The sequence below is a fragment of the Paenibacillus provencensis genome (assembly GCF_042678545.1).
GTDB lineage: Bacteria > Bacillota > Bacilli > Paenibacillales > Paenibacillaceae > Paenibacillus > Paenibacillus provencensis.
In genome coordinates this window covers 2,431,124-2,452,869 of record NZ_JBHTKX010000001.1, presented here as the reverse complement: position 1 = coordinate 2,452,869, position 21,746 = coordinate 2,431,124, and the positions used below count along the sequence as shown (strand labels likewise).

Here is a 21,746-nt window from a genome sequence, read left to right as displayed (position 1 = left end):
AATCTATGGCTAATAAGTATCCGGAGGAGGAATACAGAGATGACGAACCAAATGCATAAACAAACCTTGACTATTCTTCACACGAATGATATTCACAGCCACTTTGAAAAAATGGGTTCCATCGCTGCAATGATCCAAAGGGAGAGGGAGCAGGCTGTACCTGGTGAAGAGATTTTGGTATTGGATATTGGAGATCACATGGACCGGATGGCAGTCGAGACCGAGGGTTCCATGGGCGGAGCAAATATAGATGTCCTAAATATAACAGGCTATGATGCAGTTACGATTGGTAATAATGAAGGATTAACATTTACACCAGACATTCTTGATCAGGCTTATGCAGGTCTGTTATGCAAGGTCGTATGTGGTAATCTCATTGAAGAACGTTCAGGACAGCCTCCGGCCTGGATGGAGCCATCGGCTATTTTGACAAAGGGTGACATACGAATAGGAATATTGGGTTCAACCGCACCGTTTAGAGCGTTCTATGAACTGCTTGGGATGAAGGTGCTTAATCCAATCGATACGTTAAAGCTTCAGGCAGCTGGATTAAGAGAGCAGGCAGATATCGTTATTCTGTTATCTCATTTGGGAATTACAACCGATCAGAGAATCGCTGAAGAGATAGATGGAATTGATATTATATTGGGAGGTCACACGCATCACGTATTAGAGAAACCACTGGAAATAAACAAGACACTCATATGCGGTGCAGGGAAATATGGTCAATACCTAGGAAAAATAACAGTTGAACGATCTAGTGAGGAAGATCATTTTAAACTGGTTTCAGGTGGATGCATGCCTGTGGATGATCATCTTCTGCATGAAAATGTGGCGGCAGCTATTATTACACATCGGGAACAGGCCGAAAATAAATTAGGTAGAACCATTGCTGTGACGGACCGCCCCCTCACTATTCATTGGGACAGAGAATCGTCATTTGGTAATTTGTTAGCTCAGGCAGTGCGGCAATTTACGGGTACAGATCTGGCGGTTGTCAATGCAGGTCAGCTGCTCGGTGATCTGGAGGAAGGTAATATAACGGAGGGGATGCTGCATGCTTTGTGCCCTTCACCGATTAATGCATGCACCATTCTATTAAAGGGAGCTGACCTTCGTACAGCTATGGAGGAGAGCTTGATTCCGGAATATAGAGACCTCGTGTTTAAAGGCTTTGGATTTCGAGGATACCAGCTGGGAGTGCTGTGCATTGATGGTGCAGAGGTACATTATGATCCAACAAAACCTCCTTATGAGCGAATTACCGAGCTGAATATACAAGGTATTCCGCTGAATGATAACCAGTTATATCGAGTGGGGACACTGGATATGTTTACATTCAATGTAGGTTACCACAGCCTATCGCTGGGTTCAGAGCCCGCTTATCATTTACCTGAGTTTATCCGTGATTTGATTGCCATGGAGCTCAAAAGACCAAATTCGCTTGATGAATGTCTGAGGCAGAGATGGATTCTTGAATAAGAAAAAAATGAAATCTGCTAATAGCATCTGATTTAGGCAGGAGAGATTACTTTGCGTTTAATACCCATCCATATGCTGCAGCCCGGAATGAAGCTGGGCAAAAGAATATATAATGACGAAGGAATGATATTATTAGGCGAGCAGGTTGAATTGACCACCAATTTGATTAATCGTCTAGGTCAATTAGGTTTAAGCTATGTGTATATTCATGATCCGAATACGGTTGATATTGAATTTCCGGAATTATTGCGAGAAGAAACCCGTATACAGGCCATGAAGGAGATCAAAACTCAGTTTTCCATGCTATCTTCCAGTGGAACGATGCGTGGCTATTATCCTCATCTGGGCAAAGTATTTGTAGGACTCATGGAAAAGATTCTTGAAGATATCAGCTCTCGTCAAGATGTGATGATTATGCTCACCGGGATGCAATCAATGGACCATGCTTTATACGAGCATTCATTAAATGTATGTATTTATTCGTTAGTGTTAGGCAAGGCACTTGGTTATGACAATAAGAGATTGATGGAGTTAGGGCTCGGAGCCTTGCTCCATGATATCGGAAAAACCCAGATCCCTCCCCACATTCTGCAGAAGCCGGGTAAGCTCACCAAAGAGGAATATGATATTGTGAAGAATCATACCGTTTATGGATTTAAGCTTCTCAAAGACGAACCCGGCATCCCGCTTATTTCGGCCCATTGTGCATTACAGCATCATGAACGAATGGATGGAAGAGGATATCCTCAGGGCTTAGTGGGACCCGATATTCATGATTACGGCAAACTAATCGCATTAACCGATTCTTATGATGCAATGACGACAAACCGAATTTATCAGAACGCTCTTCTTCCTCATCAAGCGGTCGAAATGCTTTTTGCAGGATCGGGTACGCAGTATGATCAAAAAATGTTAGAATTGTTTCGGGACTATGCAGCTATATATCCCGTAGGTCTGACCGTTGAGTTATCTACAGGGGAAACGGCTGTCATTGTACGATTGCATCCGGAAGCACCGCAGAGGCCGGTGGTTCGAATCATCATGGATCAGGAAGGCAACACGCTTAATGTCCCTTACGAACTGGATCTGTTTCATCGACTATCGGTGATGATTACAGGAGTTATGGGGGAGTCTTCCTCGGTATTATCCATAGCTGAACAGCCACAGTTTACATAAAGTTGTGTGGTCAGTAGGACAGCATAGTCCAAATTAGAAAATAAGGTGAAATAAATGACTTTAATGAATCATGAAATGAAGAATATTCGTGCGCTTTCTCCGGCATATGATCCTTGGGATCCAATTATGTCGTTAAGAAAATATGGGAAACATGTGCTCACAAGCGTGGAAATGACCGTCACTCATCTATGCAATATGCGCTGCGAGCATTGTGCTGTCGGTGAGATGCTCGTTATGAGAGAGGCCCCCTCTATTCCTGTGTCTCAAATGATTGAGGCTTTAGACCAGGTGGAACATCTTGAAACGATTAGCCTGACGGGTGGGGAACCGAGTTTCTTGGAGAAAACGGTGGATGAAATGATTCTTCCTCTGCTTAAGTATGCCAAGGAGCGTGGTATTCGCTCTCAGATCAACTCTAATTTGACGATGGATATCAGTCGATATGAGAAGCTGCTGCCTTATCTGGATGTTATGCATATTTCATTTAATTATTTGAATGCCTCTGACTTTCATGAGGTTGGATTTGCCAATAGCAATCGCCCGGTCAGCTATAATACGGCGGCCAAAATGTACAACCGTATGATGGAAAATTCTTTAAAGCTGAGCGAGCAGGGAATGTTTATCTCCGCAGAATCCATGATCAATTATCGTACACACCAAAAACTGGGTGAAATACACAAGCTAATAGGACAAATGGGAGCAAGAAGACATGAAGTTCATCCCATGTATGCTTCAAACTTTGCTGCGGCACTGCCTGTCTTGTCGCTGGATGATATGCGTAATGCGATTCATGGACTGCTGGACGTGAGAGATCAGGAGATGTGGATGCTCTTCGGGACACTACCGTTCTATGCGTGCAATGGGGGAGATGAGGATCGCAGGCTTATTTCCCGCTTATATAAAGAGCCAAATGTAACGGTAAGAAATGACCCTGACGGTCGAAATCGAGTCAATGTGAACATGTTTACCGGCAACGTCTATGTAACGGATTTTGCGGATATTCCGGAATTCGGAAACATCAAGAATGAACGATTGGATGACATTTTTGAGGAATGGACTTCAAATCATCCGTTAAATCAGACCGTTAATTGTTTCTGCGATGCGGCGAAATGCTGTGGACCGAACTTGCTCGTAAGAGATATGTACTACAAGGATATTGACTTCAAGACCCGCAAGGCCTTTCCTAATCTAATCGGATAGTTTGTATAAAAAGGGCTGCCACACCGTGAGGTGAGGCAGCCCTTAATTTGTTATTTACGCTTTGCTGCCGTATTGCGAATCAGTTTAATGATCTCCATCAAAATGACAGCACCCAGCGATAAGCCAGCGGCGATGAAGAACTCATTCCAGCCAAATGCATCAGGAATAGAGAAGATACCTCGCACCCCTGGAATCAAGGTGATACCGTACAGCACGAAGCATACAGCTACAGCTCCGATGACGTATTTGTTCGAGAACAGTCCCACTTGAAAGATCGTCTGCTGCGTTGAGCGCGCCGCGAATGTTTGCAGGGTGCGGGCCAAGATTAAGGTTGTAAAGGCCATTGCAACGCTCATTTCAGGTGAATGGGATAGTCCGATATATTGTGAAGTGATAACGGCAATCCCGATAAGAATTCCGCGTGTGAGTACGGCACTAAGCGTACCTCCAGCAAAAATTCCTTCGTTGATGTCCCTTGGCTTACGAGACATGACGTTCGGCTCCGGCTTTTCCATACCAAGCGCAATGGCAGGTAGCGAGTCATTGGCTAGGTTAATGAATAGAAGCTGTATCGCTGTAAAAGGATTGATCCAGTCAACGATGAGCGCGAACAGGATGGCAATGATTGCACCTAAGTTTCCTGCAAATAAATACGCGATCGCTTTTTTAATATTATCAAACACGGTTCTGCCGACACCGACGGCCTTTACAATCGACACAAAGTTGTCGTCAGTAAGAATCATCGCAGCGGAATCCTTGGCTACATCCGTTCCGCTGCCCATTGCAACACCGATATCAGCTTGCTTCAGGGCAGGGGCGTCGTTAACGCCATCCCCGGTCATGGCAGCAATGTTTCCTTTTTTCTGCCAAGCTCGTACAATTCTTATCTTGTTCTCGGGCGAAACACGGGCATAGACGGATATACTCTCAAGCTTCTGATCCAGCTCCTCCTCCGACATGGCGTCTAGCTCTTGTCCTGTCACGGCGATATCATGTGCATCCATAAGTCCAATATCACGCCCAATGGCCTGAGCAGTCGTCTTATGGTCGCCTGTAATCATAACCGTACGTATACCGGCCTTCTTCGATTCAATGATCGAATCGTACACTTCCTCGCGTGGCGGGTCAATCATGGCGGTCAGACCTACAAGGGTAAGATCGTACTCATCCTCGACACCGAGCTCATTTTTATCACTCGGTATTGTTTTATAAGCATAGGCTAACACTCGAAATGCTCTTTCAGAGAAATTCTCATTAGCTTCTTGGAACTGGGTGAGCAGCTCGTCAGTGAGCGGCTTTTGCTCCCCATTCATAAATACATGCTTACAACGGCTGAATAACACATCAGGTCCGCCTTTGGTTAATATTGCTTTCTGACCGGCAAAAGTGTGAATAGTGGACATCAGCTTTCGATCGGAATCGAATGGAATCTCAGCTTCTCTTGGAAACTGATCGCGAATTTCACGATAATGCTTGTTCTTACTGTTACTAAATGCAATCAGTGCAATCTCGGTCGGATCCCCAAGCTCCTTACCTTCTTCATTAATATGAGAATCGTTACATAACACCGCAATATGAAGGAGTCGACGTTCTGCATCGTTCCATTCCTGCGGATTATCAGGAAATTCTTCCTTCGCTCCTTCAGGCAGGAAGTAATCAACAACGGTCATTCGATTCTGAGTCAGTGTACCGGTCTTATCTGTACATATGACACTTGCGGAACCGAGCGATTCTACCGCAGGCAACTTGCGGATAATGGCGTGCTGCTTAGCCATTTTGTTGGTTCCCACCGAGAGTACAATCGTCACAATGGAAGAGAGAGCTTCCGGTATGGCTGCAACCGCTACGGCAACGGCAAACATTAGCGCATTAAGGATGGAGCTCGTAACGTCTCCTGTATCATTCGACAGCCAGATACGACCAGCTTCTACACCGAATATAATGATGGAGAGTATTAATATGAACACGCCGAGTTTTTTACTGAATTTATCAAGCTTGCGCTGAAGGGGCGTTTGTTTCATCTCTGCTGTTTCAATTAGCCCGGCGATCTTACCGATCTCCGTATTGCCAGCGGTTGCCGTAACGACGACCGTTCCACGCCCATACACTGTCAGTGCACCGCTGAATACCATATTACGCCGATCACCGAGAGCTGCATCTCCTTCGATCGGGTCCGTATGCTTCTCCACGGCTTCAGATTCACCTGTCAACATGCCCTCATTTACTCTAAGACTTCCGGATTCGATGATGCGTCCATCTGCAGGCACATAGTCTCCTGCCTCTAGCAAGACGATATCGCCTGGGACGAGCTCCCTTGCTGGAATGGTAACCCTGGAACCTCCCCGAATGACCTTGGCTTCAGGAGCAGATAAATTACGAAGCGCATCAAGAGAGCTCTCGGCCTTTCGAGTTTGAACAACACTGACTATTGCATTTAGAATAAGTACAAGAAATATAATTAGTGATTCAATGAATTGTCCAAGGATCAACTGTACAATCGCAGCTATCAGCAGGACGATAACCATAGGGTCTTTGAAGTTTTCTACAAACAACTTCCAGATAGGGTCTCGATCCTTTGCCTTCAGTTCGTTGTATCCTGTTGTTTCAATCCGCTTCTGTGCTTCATTCTTCGACAGGCCCTCCAGGCTGCTGTTCACTTCTCTAAGTACTTCCTCTTTGTCTATCTGGTAGTATTTCAAGCGGTTAAACTCCTTTCTGTTCTCTATTTAAGTATGTGCTCCTGCTCCTAAAGCCCGCATATGTATGTGGAATCTAGAACTATAAGAGAGCTTGACAAGTATAATTTCTCCCGTTTCTCCTTTCCTTATCCTTTGCCATCCTTCGCCAATATATATACCCTTTTTTCTTTAAGTTGAAAGATCAAACTGAGGTATAATACGAGCAATCGGCACACAGAATAGTCGGAAGTATGCCTGAAATTTTACATTGAAAGGTTTACATGTATGAGTTGGAATGCTTATCATAGACAGGTAGACTAACGACTTAACTGTTCGTTAATAGTGAAACTTATACAGAATAGAATAGGGGATGCGGACTAGTGGAAAAAAATATCATACTTAATAAACCTGAGGCAATGATTTTTGATATGGATGGCACACTGTTTCAAACGGAATCGCTGCTTGTTCCTGTGTACCATAAAATGTTTGATGTTTTAAGAGAAGAGGGACATCATCAAGGAGAGACACCGCCTGAAGAGATTATTCTCGGCAGTCTGGGCATGCTGCTGCCTGATATATGGAAGCGGGTAATACCGAATGCGACAGAGGCAGCGAAGCTGCGTGCCGATGAACTATTGCTGCAGTTGGAGCTGGAGGGATTAGAACAGGGAATAGGGGTGTTATATCCTGGAGTTGTTGATACGCTCAAGGCTCTGCACGATTACGGCGTTAAATTGTATGTTGCGAGCAACGGACTGGAGCATTATGTAAAGGGTGTAGCCAAAGCTTATGGTATTGCGCATCTGTTCGATGATCTGTATAGTGCGGGAGAGTATTCGACGGCATCAAAAGTTGACTTGGTCAAGCTATTGCTAGATAAGCATCAAATTCGTTCGGCTTGGATGGTAGGAGACCGATCCTCTGATGTTGAGGCAGGTGTGGAGAATGGACAGACGGTGATCGGCTGCGCATATGCGGGGTTCGGACGCGAGGATGAGCTGAAGGGCTCCAGCGCGCTTCTGAATGATTTTACGGAATTATTGACCTTGTATAAACAAGCTGAATAATAAGGGCTCGCTTCTTATTGAACTGAGTAAACCGCATATGAAATTCCCTTGGAAGATGTCATTTGCTTTCAAGCTTTCGAAGGGGATTTCTCATATGCGGTATTATGCAAAATCCTGAATCAATGATGAAGCTCACGTCAATTATAAGATAAGCTTCTCTGATTATACAGCCAAAGGGAGTACTCCAGTGGTTTCACTATCGCTTGCTTGTAAACTTCGTTCTGGCCTATTTGAGCAAATACTTCCCTGGCCGGCTTGGGATTTACCTCAATCAGATAAATATCGCCGTTTTTGTCGATGGCAATGTCGAGTGCCAACTCGCATAGCGCACCATAAGTGGCTTCTAAATATTTGGCAACATCTACCCCAAACTGTTCAACAGCAGAACGAACCTCAGCTCTCTTATCCGAATCGGTAAGCCACTGCGACAAGAGTTCGTTCATTTCAATAGCCGTTCCCCCGCCATGAAGATTGGAGGTAACGCTCTTGTAACCTCCGATTCGGCCCGCGCACCCAGTGAATTCCCATATCCCATCCTGATTCTTCTGAACTAGCATCCTGTAATCATGTACCCGGCCATTAGATAGCTGGAGCTGAACCCCTTCCTGGATAATATAGCGGCTCTTTACTCCCCAGTTCTTCAGCAGCTTCGGGAGGAGCGAATAGTGCATCTGTCTCGGCTCTAGAATCTGTCGATTATGATCTCTACCTTGAACGAGCAGCAGACCGCCTCTGGTCAATCGTTCAATTCTGAGAATTCCGCGGCCTCCCGTACCATTAATCGGTTTAACATATAGCAGGCTGTGCTTCTTGAGCATGCTCTTCAGATCTGTATTACTGCTGAATAATTTGGTGTCCAGCAGATAGGGTTTGAATCGCTGCTTCTTATGCAGCACCTGATGTATAGTCCATTTATTGCGTAACGGCCGATTCAAGAAGAGGAGATGGGCATATTTTACTCTGAAATGTTTCAGCTCTTGGAAACGGGCACTTCGCTGGATTCTGCACCGGTCAAATATCATATCAGGGAACTTTCTCCATTTTCGAGCCCATCGTTTATGCTCTGTCTCATAAATCAGGGCATGAATCATTTCTTTGGACGGATGGACATCGGATGGAGTGAATACATAAACATCAAGCCCGAGTCGTTCGCCTTCCGAAATCATTCGTTCGTATATTTTCTTTTCTTCGAGTTGTTTTTTGTCATTGAGGTACAGGGTCAGTATGCCTAAGACAGGTGACGGCATAGAATGATCACCTTCTTTGATAGTAAAATTTGGATGGTTTATCCATTTTGTTTCGCCAGGTGCGTACAGTATTGGATTAACCGTTCTAGCGATCTTTTGCGAATGGCAGGCTCATCGAATTTCATTGGTTTGGAGTTGGCTTCAAAGAACCATATGCCCCCGTCCTGGTCAATGCCAAGATCCATCGACATTTCACCCAAGGCGTGACCCGATGATTTTTCAATTTGTCTGGCTATCTCCAACGCGGTGCTTTTTACATCGTTGAGAATATTGCTGGCCTGCTGTGTATCAAATACGCTGCTGAGAAGCAGGATTGGATCTTCTATAGTACCTCCGCGTGGAACGTGAGTCGTGATGCTTCTGCGTCCGGCAAGGCGAGCTCCTACACCCGTCATGCGCCACTGACCATTTGCATTTTTTTGCACGAGAACCCGGAGATCAAAGGGGCGTCCTTCAAAAGCTGCCAGCTGAATTCCTTGTTGGATAATATATTCGTTTTGTTTTATATTTCGTTTAATTCTCTTCCATAACGACTCCAGATTTGAGGATTTGTAGGTCGTGCTCTTGGTATGATCCTGAATCTTGAGTTTATAAGGAAGCTTATCTTCCTCGCGATATTGAAGCATCATAATCCCTTTGCCGGCCTTGCCGCTTTCTGGCTTGAGATAAACCGTAGGGTGTGATTTAAGAATATTGCTGATGACTGTGCTGGATTGCAGCTTCCGGGTGTGTGGGATATATGATTTCGTTGACTTTGCTTTGCTCAGCCATTCAAACAGATCCCATTTGTTGAAAAAGTAAGGGTTATACAGCTTGATCTTGGGATGGGCGATGCATTCTTTGATTTTTTTTTGCACAAGCGGACGGCGCTCATCTTCACGAAGCGGAATCCGATTGTAAACAATGTTGGGAGGAGGGTATTTGCCTTGGAGCCAATCCTTCCGCTCTGTACTATATTTGTATCCCTTAATGAAGTTTGCAGACAGGTTAAGATCACGAACAGTAACGACGTAGACCTGACACCCCAGTTGTTCGCCTGTTTTGATAATGTCTTTAAAATTTTTATGATTCCCTCGGAATTTTCTTTTTCTATCATAAACTGTTAAAATCGCGATTGTTGGCTTTGCGTTTTTTTTGCCTCCAATTATGAACTTTCCTTCTTCTGGAATTTGCTCAGATACATGCAGTGCGCCAGGATATGCTCCACCGATGCTTTCCCTTCTGTCCGAAGGGATGGGTGACGAAAAATGGATCTGCCCGGTTTGGCGTTCGCTTCGAACATCCATACTTGTGCCTCCTGATCAATACCGAGATCAAAACCGATTTCACCGAGAAGATGTTTATGATGAAACTCGATAGCCTCAGCTAATTTAATCGCTGTGTTTTTAGATTTTTGCAGGATTTCTTGCGCCCGGTCTCCAAAGGTTTTACTAAGAGCGTGTTCTGGTGTCATAAGGGAACCACCGTTTTTAATGTGAGTGGTGATTGAGCCCTTGCCGGCTTTCTTGGCACCAACCCCGACAACAACCCACTCGTTATTCCCGTTCTTATGCATGTGGAAACGAAAATCTATAGGGCAGCCATCAATTTCAATCAACCGAATCCCTTGCTGAACTACATAATCCTTCGTTCTGGACCCGAGCCTGGCTTGGAGCATCGTAGCAAGCTTCTTGAACGAAGTGAACCGGAGAAGGACATTGCCGCCTGGCTTTCTAAACCTGGCATAATAACCTCTCTTAGGCAAGTAAGTCAGGCGAAAAATACCTTGACCGAGACTTCCTGCGGAAGGCTTATAATATACAAATTGATGACGGTCCAGCATTTCCTTGATCTTATCCATGCTTGGATTCATATGCGACTCCGGTACATAGATGTTGACAGTCTGATCATTTTCCAGCAATCGATAGATATCGGATTTGTTAAAGAAGCTCCAATTGAAAAAAGGGATGTTCTTCCGTTCAAAACGATCGCGAAGCTGATTGGTCGATTGGGAGAAGTCGGATCTTCTGCTGGGCAGCCTGTTATAAACGACGTCAGGAAGCGGCACATATTTTCTGGAGAATCCACCGCTGCTGTTCAGGAAATAACCATATACTCTCTCATTTGCCCAATCGATATCTCTCGGTGTAAATCCGAAGGTATATGAATTCTGATTACCATGCTTAAGCAATTGCTTCACAAATCCTGTTCGTGAGCCGAACGGTTGTGATGCAGAGGTTGGTCCGTCGGACAGGATGCCGATGAGCGGACCAAGCTGAACTTCATCCCCCTCGACTCCTTTGATAAGAATATTGCCTGAATTCGGAATATGAATTGCGTGGCGGACGCTGTTTGATAGATAGATGTGTTTTCCGGATTTCTTAAGTGGTTTGAGATGGACAGGGATACGCTGTTTGCCAAGCCGGACATGAACTGTTTTTTTACCGGATAGTTGGAAGTTGTTGATTAACGTATTGGATATATAGATGACCTTCTCCGGCCGTTTAGTAAAGTGCACATTACACAAAGTCAGACTCATTGATTTTATCCTCCTATCCTGAAACGCTGCTGATCTTAAGCATAGCCATTTCGTCTCAGGCCAGCTGTGCTGGATGTATTCGGCTATTTTAGTGTGCTTATTCGTTTTGCTTATTGTTATTGGGTACGAAGCAGTAAATAACGGGCGTATTCGAGAGGCCGGTTGTAAGCAAGACTCGCGCTATCCACATCACCGGCAAGTAGAAAGGAAGAGCGCCCCGGCTTGGAATTAACTTCTATAATCCACAGCTTCCCATCTCGGTCTATCCCATAATCGATACCAAGTTCGCTTAAACGCCCAAACCTGCCTTCTAATACCACTGGTATGACGGCGGAGAGCTCAGCCGCTTTGTTAATAATGAGTTCAGCTTTATCCTTGCCGTATTCCGTTTCCAGAAAGGAGCGGCAGTTCAAAGCCTTTCCGCCTCCGTGAAGATTGGAAGTAAGGCTTCCATGACCGCCTTTACGAATCGCTTGACCGCTTAAGCTCCATTTTCCCCTGCCATTTTTCTGAACGAGAACACGTAGATCAAATGGTTTATCTTCCTGATTCATGAGTGAGAGATACGGCTGAATGATAAACGTTCGGGTGGAAAGGATACGGTGGAGCTGGCTCAGTCCAAGCTCAGGATTGGTAAAACGTTTATTGAACATGTGGTTGGAGCGATTCCGTCCCTGGATTAAGAGTTTGCCATTCTCAGGTTGTTTACTAACGAGAACCGTCCTTTTGCCGTGTGTTCCTGCATGCGGCTTCAAGAATACACCTTGAGGATACCGGAGCAGCCATTTTTTTAGCTGTTCTACATTCGTGTAGATGGCAGTTTCGGGCAAATGCTCTTTGAGTAGACCGTTTAAACGAAGGGAGTTATAAACATGCCATTTACCCGGAAGACTCCGGGACAGATATCTGACCTTGTGTGAAGCGGATTTCGAAGCCTTGTTTAGTCTTCGTCTGAATATGCCGGGCACAGGAGACAGGCATCGATCATAGATGAGATCGGGCTGTTCCACCGGAAGCTCGAACCAGCTGCCTTTGATATATTGATAACCTAGATAATTGCCGTTTGGCTCCGAGCTTCTGGGGGTTAACACAACCACATTCACACCAAAGTTGACTCCTTCTTGACAGAGCTGTCTGCAGAAGGCTTCATCTGCAAATGGAGGTGTTCCATTTCGTTCATTCACGAGTACACCGAGCGTACCAAGCGGCTTTTTCATGGATCTGATTCCTCCTTTCTAGTTATTAGAATCCGGCAAGGTAAGCGGAATAATCGAGCATGGTAATGACCGATGGCCGAATCTTATTGTCATTAAGCGGCGTGTTGTCATTCTTGGAAGGCTTAGAATTGACTTCAATGAGCCAGACCTTTCCCGAGTAATCCATCGCAAGATCGATTCCTAGCTCCCCAAAATGCGCTGGAATGGTCGCGTCAATTCCCTCCGCGATACTAAGCGCAGCCTTATGCAAAGACACGTAAGCATTTTTTTTGGCATCACCAGGTAATAAGCTCTTGTTCACGGCCTCTCTTACAGTGCTGAGTGAGCCTCCTCTGGCGAGGTTTGATACAAAATGGCTTCCGCCGGCAATGCGGGCGACAATGGAGGTCACCTTCCATTTACCTGCACGGTTTTTTTGAACCAATGCTCTGAAATCGACCGGTTTTTTGCCAATATCAATGAGGTGTAGTCCTTGTTGGATCTGGTATTTGGTTGTCTTCATCTTTCCGGACAATCCTGCAAATAATTTGCTTAGGCTGGGGTATGCCTGCTTTTGAACACCGCCAAGCTTAGTGGAAAGGGTCATGTACGTTCCGTCCGATTGTCTGGATATGCGTATGATGCCTTTGCCTAGGCTTCCTCGAACAGGCTTTAGAAATATAACCGGATACGTTTGGCACATATTTTTGAGCACTGCAAAAGATTTGAGGGAGTGTGATTCTGGTAAGTATCTTTTTAGACTGCTCTCCGATTTCAACGCCTCGAACACTTCATTCTTGTCGAGAAACTTCTCATTATACGTTACAGTTCCGTAGCGGGATTTTACTTCCTTTACAAAATGCTGTACGCTAGGTTTGTTCTCAAGCTTGCGTGAAGTCAGTCGATTGTTGACGACATCTGCAATGGGCATCACCTTTTTTTTCCAGCCTTCGTCATATACCCAACCTTCGATTTGACCGGTAACGGAGTCGATATGGTCTGGTGTAATAAAGTACACGTATGCTCCCCGTTTCTGACAGGCTCTCACCAGTTCACTGCAGAACATCGTGATGGAGCCGAAAGGTCGATCAGGCTTATCAGGATGATCGCGACTGATCAGGACACTGATGAGGGGACCGATACGCAATGTCTGGCTGCTATCGAAATATCGGATCTTCAGAACAGCACGAGAAGTGAGACCGCATCGCTCGGCTAATATGGGACTCACTCGCATACCTTCAAACTTGGGTACGGAAATAATGGTAACTTCTTGTTTAAAGCTTCCGAATGCAAGCTGGAGCGGACGTCCGGCAGGAATTTTCCAATGCTTTAGAAATTTCTCACCGATCATCACGACGTCATCCTGCAGGATGCCCGATCCGCTGATGTGGATCGCTACTTTTTTTTGGGACATCGTGGATCTCCTTCCAGGGGGCAAACATGATGTCAGTCGTTTTTGGATGTAAGCTGAGTATGAGAAAGTGCATGTGCTTCATCATATGAGGACATATATCCCTTGGTGATTGACCATTTTTTGCAAAAATTGATTTAATTTTGGGTTGTTGTACGAAAATATGGGGATGGATGCAACATGTACAGCACTACTTTATCGACAGAGAGGAAAATGAATAATGAACGTTTATGACAAAGCACACGATTTGGCAGCTGCACTTAAAGACAGCGAAGAAGTGAAGGAAATCTCACAAGCGATGAAGCTTGTTGCTGCAGATCCGGATTCTCAGCGCATGCTTGACGAATTTCGCGTTCGTCAGAATGAACTCCAGCAGCGGATGATGACAGGCGACATGCCTTCACAAGAAGAAATGGAGACGATGGAAAAATCCTTCGAGGTATTAAGCCTGAATCTGAATATTCGCAGACTGTTTGAAGCAGAACGTCGCCTTAGCGTGATTATTGAAGATGTCAACAAAATCATCATGGAAAGTCTGCAGCATTTGTACGGTGGAGAGCTGAAATAATTACTTCTATACTCTTTCTCTAATTGAACTCACATGAATCAATTTCCAGCTAAAGGTATTATGAAATTGATTCACATAATCTCATTTTTTCGTTCATAGAATAGATATATAGATTCTAAGGAGATATGAGGAGCTGAATGAAATGAGAGGAAAGAGAATGAATTTTGTGAAGTGGAAGCACACGCTATATATGCTCGTTGCGGGTGGCATGCTGGTGTTTGCATTACCAAAGCTTTCATTTACAGGCTGGAGCGCAGGCTTTAGCATAGCCTGGTTGTTTTTTATACTGCTTGTCATCGGTGCAAACCTGCACTTTATATTGGGGGTTGACGAAGAGAAGAAGCAGGCGCTTGACCGTGTTCGCAAAGCCAAGCTGCGTCAGTGGGAGCTTAAATGGACTGACAATGCGGAGCAGGGCAACAAAGTTAAAATTGTACCAGCGCAGGCCAAAGAGCATTCACAGTGATGCTAATAAGGGTTGTCTCTACAGTGTTCCTGCTGTTATGGAGACAACCCTTTTTTATTTGCTGATGCACCTCGAGTTATTACGGGCTCTATTTTTAACAGACCTAAGGTGAGTTATCTCTCTCTTTAATGCTATAATCGGATGTAACTATACTCTTGATAAACGCAGCCAAGGTTAATATAAAATTGATTTTAATGTAGTATATTTGATTAAACTAATCGTAAAATGTTTTTCGTCCGAGGGGTGTCTAAGTTTGGAAGGATATGAAGAAGAAACCGTAACAAAGCATGTGCAGCTTCTGCAATACATAGAGCAGTTAAAGATCGGCTCAAAGATATCGGTTCGAGGCCTTGCCAGAGAAATGGGAGTGAGTGAAGGGACGGCCTACCGTGCTGTTAAAGAAGCGGAGAACGCAGGGCTTGTCGTAACCAAAGAACGGATCGGTACGGTACGTGTGGAGAAAAGGCTGCGCGGAGCCTCTGAGCAGCTGACTTTCGGGGATGTCGTAGAGATTGTTGGCGGACATGTTCTGGGCGGTAATGAAGGGCTTGGTAAACCTTTGTATAAATATGTCATTGGGGCTATGAAAGAAGAAGCCATGGCAAAGTACATCGATGCGGGCAGCCTGCTCATCGTCGGGAATAGAGATAATGCGCACAGTCTTGCGTTAAATCAAGGTGCAGGGGTGCTTATCACCGGCGGCTTCGGTACAGATTCAGAAGTGATGAGTCTTGCGGATAAGCTGAGTTTACCCATTATCTCTTCTAAGCACGACACATTTACAGTGGCGTCGATGATCAACAGAGCGATCTTTGACCGGTTGATCAAGAAGAAGATTATGCTGGTTGAAGATATTGTCGGCGGAAAGCCCAAAACCTACTATTTGAAATTGAGCAGTACGGTGGCAGATTTCAGTCGTCTGGTACTTGAAACGGGGGAGCTGCGCTTTCCGGTAATTGATGAATGGAATCGGGTCATCGGGATTATTAGCCGCAAGGATGTCGTAGACCTGGATGAACACCAAAGTATTGATAAAAGCGTTGTGCGCAAGCCTGTCACGGCAACACTCAAGACCTCACTCGCATCTGCTGCCCAGATCATGGCCTGGGAAGGTATTGATTATTTACCGATCGTTGACCGGAACCGTAAGCTGATTACTTCAGTCAAGCGTACAGAAGTTTTGAATGCAATGCGGGACACCCAGAAGCAGCCTCAGCTTGGAGAAACCTTTGATCACTTGATATGGAATGGGTTTGTTGAAGAGAGAGGAGAGCAGGGAGAGATCAAGTACAACGGCGTGATCATTCCTCAGATGGCGACAGATTTAGGCACCATTTCTGAAGGGGTCCTCATTCATTTAATGACACAGGCCGGACATCGGATTGCACGTGAGGTTACTGGGAATGACCATATGCTGGAGAATATTTCTACCTATTTTGTGAGACCTCTTCAAATTGAAGATAAAGTAACGATATCTCCAAGCGTAATGGAGCTCAGCAGACGCAATTGCAAGCTGGATATTGATCTGATGCGTGATGGTCAGCTGATATGCAAAGCGATTATGACGCTGCAATCCATCGATCTGTCTTAGATCCCTGATCTTAAGAAAAGTCTCCTATATAGGAGACTTTTCGTTCTTCATCTGAGAGTAATGAATGCGATTGCGAATACCTGCAAACAGATTAAAGGCACCCAGCACAAGGAACATTCCCTCAACAATGACGGCAACCGTAGAACCGCTGAACATAAACATCTGTATAAGGGCCAGAACAATCAGCATGATTCCCATCCATATGTTTGTCATTGCCTGGTAGAGGCCTCTCTTAAGAACATCACTGGCTCTGCGCCCACGAATACTTGTGAAGCCTGCACAGATGGTAGAGAGGATAAACAGGGCAAACAGCAAATAACGAACGACATCCAGCATAGGAAGAAGGACAACTCCTTTATGTTACATAAATATGGAATTCTCACTTATTGTAACATGATTAGATCATTCTGGTGCAGGTGAAATATCAACCCATACCTGAAGAACGCCTTCCATTACAAGCATAGTAGTAATCTTGACGGAGTAAGAGTGTCCTCTGACGTTATATGTTTTCTTGTTCAGCATAATGCGCGTCATTTTGCTGTATTCATCAATGTTATAAACATCTCTTCCCCGGAGCACCTCAAGCTCATCACTAAGCAGCTGAATGATTTCTTTGACATATACGGAATCTGGAGCCTTATCGGACTCCTCGGCACGGATATTGATTTCTTTGATCACCGTCTGTCTTTTGCTATATTTCTTCAAGGAATTAATAGTCTCAATATATTGCTCTTCCTGAATCTTGAGATCTTTATTCTCAAGCCACAATTTATTGTAACTGGCATGAAAAATCGCGTTGTAGACGATGCTCCCTACAATCATTCCGAGAACGAATACGCCAGAGAGCTGTATGAAGGGCCGGAAGCGACGATACTCGGGTACACGCATAGGCTGACATCCTCCTTACTTAATTCCGGATGGTACACACCCATTTAACCAGCTCAGTTCCCATATGTGCTCCGAGAAAAGCGAATATGAGGTAGAGGATCTGCTTGATGGCAGGTGACAGATTTCCATCGAGCATATTGCTTTCAATGACTCGCATCGGGTCAATCGTACCCCCTACAGCTGCAGCTAGAGCCCAGATCTTTATGCGGCCGGCAACATCCAGCATCGTTTGTGTAGGCGGCTGCATGGATATTACGGCTCCAATGCCGCCGAGCATGGATCCACCTAGAACGATGCCGAAGGCGATAAAGAAATCGAGAATTACTTTTGACATGAAACTCATTATTCGCTACACACCTTTCTTAAATAGCACTTAAGCAAGCTGTTCTTCTAATTGGTATCTACAGAGTCTGCCGGCTTGTACTCTATTCTATGGGCGGAGCCTTGCCTGATATGATAAAATAGTAAAGATAAAATGCGTAAAGTTGATTTAAGAATTACAGTGTAGAGAGGAAGAATTGAATCATGAGTTCATTTGTGCATCTGCATGTTCACAGTGAATACAGCCTGCTAGATGGTGCGGCGCGGATTGCAGAGCTCGTGGACACAGCAGCAGGATACGGGATGGAGGCTCTGGCGCTGACGGATCACGGGGTAATGTATGGAGCCATCCCTTTTTATAAAGCATGTGCAGCTAGAGGAATTAAGCCGATTATTGGCTGTGAAGTGTATATTACAGCGGGTTCAAGGCATGAGCGGGGCAGCCGCAAGGATCAGCCGATCTATCATCTGATATTGCTGGCGCAGAACATGACAGGCTATCAAAATCTGATGAGGCTGTGCTCAATCGGCCATTTAGAGGGCTTTCACTATAAGCCGCGCATCGATATGGAGAGCCTGGCGAAGTATAGCGAAGGATTAATATGCCTGAGCGCTTGCCTCGGGGGAGAAATTCCACAGCATCTTCTAATGGGACGATATGAGGAAGCCAAAAGTGCAGCCATGAGGCATAAACAGATATTTGGTGACCGTTACTATCTTGAGCTTCAAGACCATGGGCTGGCAGAACAGAAGCGAGTGAATCCTCAGCTAATGGAGCTTGCCAAAGAACTGTCCATACCCCTAGTAGCAACGAATGATGTGCACTATATATCACAAGAGGATGCCGAAGTACAGGATGTCCTTATATGCATTGGTACGGGGAAAACGGTGGAAGATGAGGAACGGCTTCGCATTCCCTCAAGCCAGCTATATTTGAAGAACGGTGACGAGATGGCTCGTCTTTTTCCTCATGTGAGAGAGGCGGTAGAGAATACGCGTAAAATTGCCGACAGTATCCAGCTTGATCTGGAATTTGGGCATTCCATTCTGCCAGCGTACCGGCCGATTCCGGAGCATTTGACACCTGGACAGTATTTGCGTGAGCTCTGCCTTAAGGGGCTGGAGGAACGCTACAAGGCTACGGATAGCTGGCATCAGGAAGAACAGAAATCGGAGCTGTATAAACGGCTGGATTACGAGCTGTCTGTCATTGATAAGATGGGCTTCTCTGATTATTTTCTCATCGTATGGGACTTTATTGCCTATGCCCATAGAGAGGGAATAGCAACCGGTCCGGGGCGGGGCTCCTCAGCAGGAAGTCTCGTTGCGTACGTGCTGAATATTACGAATGTGGATCCGATCAAATACAAGCTTCTGTTTGAACGGTTTCTCAATCCTGAGCGAGTGACCATGCCAGATATTGATATTGATTTCAGTGATGAACGCCGGGAAGAGGTTATTGAATATGTAGCGTCAAAATACGGTCGCGAGCATGTTGCACAGATTATTACTTTCGGTACGCTTGCTGCGCGTGCAGCAGTTCGAGATGTAGGAAGAGTGCTTAATATTCCGTATGGAGAAGTCGATAAAGCTGCCAAGCTCATTCCCGGACAAGTCGGGATGAATATTACAAAAGCTCTAGAGATGAGCGATGAGCTTAGAATATTGCATGATACAAAAGCAAAAACAAAAGAGCTGCTCGCGATGGCCAAAAAAGTCGAGGGGATGCCCAGGCATGCTTCAACTCATGCGGCGGGTGTGGTTATATCCAAAGACCCGCTGACAGATGTAGTGCCGCTCCAGGAGGGCAGTGAAGGCACCGCGCTTACTCAGTATTCCATGGAGAATCTTGAAGCCATTGGACTGCTCAAGATGGATTTCCTCGGTTTAAGGACGCTCTCCATCATTGAACGCTGTATGAGATGGATTCAGGATCAGCAGAAACAAGTTCCTGATTTCAAATCGGTACCTGATGATGATCCTTTAACCTATGAAATGCTCGGTTCCGGAGATACGACAGGTATATTCCAGCTGGAGTCAGCAGGAATCAGAAGAGTGCTGAAGGATTTGAAGCCGTCCGTGTTCGAAGATATTATCTCTGTAGTTGCTTTATATCGTCCGGGTCCTATGGATTTCATTCCTAAGTATATCCAGGGGAAGCATGGGGAGATCAAGGTAGAGTACCCACATGCTGATCTTGCTCCCATACTGGAGGACACGTACGGTATCATCGTGTATCAGGAGCAGATTATGCAGATTGCTTCTCAAATGGCGGGCTTTTCTCTTGGAGAAGCCGATTTGCTGCGCAGGGCGGTATCCAAGAAGAAGAGGGAAGTGCTTGATAAAGAGAGAGAGCATTTTGTAAAGGGGAGCCTAAATCAGGGTTATAGCAGCGAGGATGCTGAAGCTGTATACGATATGATTGTAAGGTTCGCCAATTACGGTTTTCCTCGGGCTCATGCTGCTGCGTATGGGGTTCTAGCCTTTCAGACAGCGTATCTGAAGACACATTATCCTGTCGAATTTATGGCTTCGATGCTGACAGCGGTCATGGGAAATCATCGAAAAGTGGCGGAGTATGTTGTTGAATGCAGACGAATGAATATTCCTGTGCTGCCTCCCGATGTGAATGAGAGCAGTGTACTGTTTACTCCGGGCGGTGGTGAGACTGGCATTCGATTTGGTCTGGCTGCAATTAAAAATGTAGGTACACAGGCCGTAGACAGCATTATTGCGGAGCGGACTAAGGGACCTTTCGAGAGCCTTCTCGATTTCTGCAGAAGAGTAGACTTAAGGGTGTGTAACAAGCGGGTCATCGAGTCTCTTATTCAGGCTGGGGCATTTGATACGCTTCCTGGTCACCGTGCACAGCTGTTCGCCATGCTCGATGAAGTGGTAGAAGCGGCTACGAAATGGCGGAAAGAGAGAGAGGATCTGCAGATCCAGCTGTTTGATTTTGTGGAGACGCCGAATTGGGAAATCGAATATCCTGATATTCCTAAGTATACAATTACACAGCAGCTGGAATTAGAGCGTGAACTGCTTGGATTATACTTATCCGGACACCCGCTTGATGATTTCACGGAAATTTTGGAGGAGCTCGAAGCGGACAAGCTTATGGAGCTTCACGATGCGGAGGATCATGCGCAGATTGTTACAGCTGGAATGGTGGTTTCTGTAAAGTCGATTACAACGAAGCAAGGCAAAGCGATGGCCTTCATGGAACTGGAGGATCAGATTGAACGAACCGAAGTTGTATTGTTTCCGGAAGTATGGAGAAGAAGCCAGAATTGGGCTGCAAAAGGTCAACTGGTTGCTCTCCGGGCTAAAGTTCAGCTTCAGGATGAGGGCTTCAAGCTGCTTGCTGATGAGGTGGATGAGCTTACTTTAGATCATTTGCAGCGAATGATGTATCAGCGCAGCAAAGGGAGCGGAGGTAAGGAGCGGAGCGGTTCGGGAGAGGCTTCACAATCTAGATCCAGCAGAGATAGTCGTTCTCCTTCAAGTCCATCAAGCAACAGCTTGGTGCAAAATAAGTCAGAGAGACTGCCGTCTGAACCGGATAAGAGGCCTGCCAGAACGGAGCAGCGAGTATTCATCAAGATCAAACCTGACATAGAGAAGTCGGGTATGCTAACCAAGCTTAAAGTCTTGCTACAGGAACATCCGGGAGATGTAGCTACGATCCTTTTTTATGAAGAAACTAGGGCATATCGGGCATTAAGTGACAGCTATCGAATCAAACCGTCTCCTGAATTGATCCACCGCATGGAACAAATGCTTGGGGAAGATACGGTTATCGTGAAATAATGAACATAATTTATATGGCATCCTGTATATACATGAGCACATTTTACGAACTATTTTTGAAACTATCGCATACACTTAGGAACACCATATAAGTACCGATTGTAGCGATGAAATGGTGCAGTCGAAG

The 21,746-nt window shown here is 45.4% G+C and carries 17 protein-coding genes; 8 read left to right on the top strand and 9 right to left on the bottom strand.

Features of this window, described 5'->3' with window-relative positions; genetic code table 11:
* Window positions 1–39 precede the first annotated feature (39 nt).
* Genes ACFQ3J_RS11800 through yfkAB form a run of 3 tightly spaced genes read left to right on the top strand, consistent with a single transcriptional unit; the run spans window position 40 to window position 3,858 of the window.
* Window positions 40–1,482 carry a bifunctional metallophosphatase/5'-nucleotidase gene (locus ACFQ3J_RS11800; RefSeq protein WP_379292856.1) on the top strand — a complete coding sequence of 481 codons (1,443 nt, stop codon included), beginning with the start codon at window positions 40–42 and terminating at the stop codon, window positions 1,480–1,482.
* A 51-nt stretch (window positions 1,483–1,533) separates the two neighbouring features.
* A complete protein-coding gene (locus ACFQ3J_RS11795) occupies window positions 1,534–2,658 on the top strand; it encodes an HD-GYP domain-containing protein (RefSeq protein WP_251581822.1) in 1,125 nt (374 codons plus the stop codon).
* Between the two features lie 54 nt (window positions 2,659–2,712).
* Window positions 2,713–3,858, top strand: a complete 1,146-nt coding sequence (yfkAB, locus tag ACFQ3J_RS11790; protein ID WP_251581821.1) for a radical SAM/CxCxxxxC motif protein YfkAB — start codon at window positions 2,713–2,715, stop codon at window positions 3,856–3,858.
* Window positions 3,859–3,908: 50 nt separating this feature from the next.
* Here yfkAB and ACFQ3J_RS11785 read toward each other — a convergent pair whose 3' ends face one another.
* The gene (locus ACFQ3J_RS11785) at window positions 3,909–6,542 is read right to left on the bottom strand and encodes a cation-translocating P-type ATPase (RefSeq protein WP_379293320.1); all 2,634 of its coding nucleotides are present in this window, start codon (window positions 6,540–6,542) and stop codon (window positions 3,909–3,911) included.
* A gap of 410 nt (window positions 6,543–6,952) precedes the next feature.
* Between ACFQ3J_RS11785 and ACFQ3J_RS11780 the strand changes: the two genes are divergently transcribed.
* On the top strand, window positions 6,953–7,603 hold the full coding sequence (locus ACFQ3J_RS11780) for an HAD family hydrolase (protein ID WP_170862469.1): 651 nt from the start codon (window positions 6,953–6,955) through the stop codon (window positions 7,601–7,603).
* 137 nt (window positions 7,604–7,740) lie between these two features.
* Here the strand turns inward: ACFQ3J_RS11780 and ACFQ3J_RS11775 are convergent, their stop codons facing one another.
* From ACFQ3J_RS11775 to ACFQ3J_RS11755, 5 genes are all read right to left on the bottom strand, one after another.
* Complete coding sequence (locus ACFQ3J_RS11775) at window positions 7,741–8,850, bottom strand: YheC/YheD family endospore coat-associated protein (RefSeq protein WP_251581819.1); 1,110 nt, start codon at window positions 8,848–8,850, stop codon at window positions 7,741–7,743.
* Window positions 8,851–8,888: 38 nt separating this feature from the next.
* Entirely contained in the window at window positions 8,889–9,959 is a 1,071-nt protein-coding gene (locus ACFQ3J_RS11770; protein ID WP_311286605.1) for a YheC/YheD family endospore coat-associated protein, read from the bottom strand.
* Window positions 9,960–9,994: 35 nt separating this feature from the next.
* A complete protein-coding gene (locus ACFQ3J_RS11765; protein WP_091154561.1) occupies window positions 9,995–11,368 on the bottom strand; it encodes a YheC/YheD family endospore coat-associated protein in 1,374 nt (457 codons plus the stop codon).
* 116 nt (window positions 11,369–11,484) lie between these two features.
* Window positions 11,485–12,585, bottom strand: coding sequence for a YheC/YheD family endospore coat-associated protein (locus ACFQ3J_RS11760; protein ID WP_091154564.1), 1,101 nt, complete (start codon window positions 12,583–12,585; stop codon window positions 11,485–11,487).
* A 25-nt stretch (window positions 12,586–12,610) separates the two neighbouring features.
* Entirely contained in the window at window positions 12,611–13,978 is a 1,368-nt protein-coding gene (locus tag ACFQ3J_RS11755; protein WP_251581818.1) for a YheC/YheD family endospore coat-associated protein, read from the bottom strand.
* A gap of 217 nt (window positions 13,979–14,195) precedes the next feature.
* Here ACFQ3J_RS11755 and ACFQ3J_RS11750 point away from each other — a divergent pair, with 217 nt between their 5' ends.
* The 3 genes from ACFQ3J_RS11750 (at window position 14,196) to ACFQ3J_RS11740 (ending at window position 16,600) form a co-directional block, all read left to right on the top strand.
* Window positions 14,196–14,543: a YlbF family regulator gene (locus ACFQ3J_RS11750; RefSeq protein ID WP_047909936.1), complete on the top strand. Its 348-nt coding sequence runs from the start codon at window positions 14,196–14,198 to the stop codon at window positions 14,541–14,543.
* 142 nt (window positions 14,544–14,685) lie between these two features.
* Window positions 14,686–15,009, top strand: a complete 324-nt coding sequence (locus ACFQ3J_RS11745) for a hypothetical protein (RefSeq protein WP_251581817.1) — start codon at window positions 14,686–14,688, stop codon at window positions 15,007–15,009.
* Between the two features lie 253 nt (window positions 15,010–15,262).
* Window positions 15,263–16,600, top strand: a complete 1,338-nt coding sequence (locus ACFQ3J_RS11740) for a DRTGG domain-containing protein (RefSeq protein ID WP_251581815.1) — start codon at window positions 15,263–15,265, stop codon at window positions 16,598–16,600.
* A 24-nt stretch (window positions 16,601–16,624) separates the two neighbouring features.
* Here ACFQ3J_RS11740 and ACFQ3J_RS11735 read toward each other — a convergent pair whose 3' ends face one another.
* The 3 genes from ACFQ3J_RS11735 to ACFQ3J_RS11725 form a co-directional block, all read right to left on the bottom strand.
* The gene (locus tag ACFQ3J_RS11735) at window positions 16,625–16,936 is read right to left on the bottom strand and encodes a YtpI family protein (RefSeq protein WP_251581813.1); all 312 of its coding nucleotides are present in this window, start codon (window positions 16,934–16,936) and stop codon (window positions 16,625–16,627) included.
* A 66-nt stretch (window positions 16,937–17,002) separates the two neighbouring features.
* Window positions 17,003–17,488: a hypothetical protein gene (locus ACFQ3J_RS11730; protein ID WP_251581811.1), complete on the bottom strand. Its 486-nt coding sequence runs from the start codon at window positions 17,486–17,488 to the stop codon at window positions 17,003–17,005.
* A gap of 19 nt (window positions 17,489–17,507) precedes the next feature.
* Window positions 17,508–17,834, bottom strand: a complete 327-nt coding sequence (locus tag ACFQ3J_RS11725) for a YtrH family sporulation protein (RefSeq protein ID WP_091154578.1) — start codon at window positions 17,832–17,834, stop codon at window positions 17,508–17,510.
* Window positions 17,835–18,013: 179 nt separating this feature from the next.
* Here ACFQ3J_RS11725 and ACFQ3J_RS11720 point away from each other — a divergent pair, with 179 nt between their 5' ends.
* On the top strand, window positions 18,014–21,619 hold the full coding sequence (locus tag ACFQ3J_RS11720) for a DNA polymerase III subunit alpha (protein ID WP_251581809.1): 3,606 nt from the start codon (window positions 18,014–18,016) through the stop codon (window positions 21,617–21,619).
* Window positions 21,620–21,746: the final 127 nt, after the last annotated feature.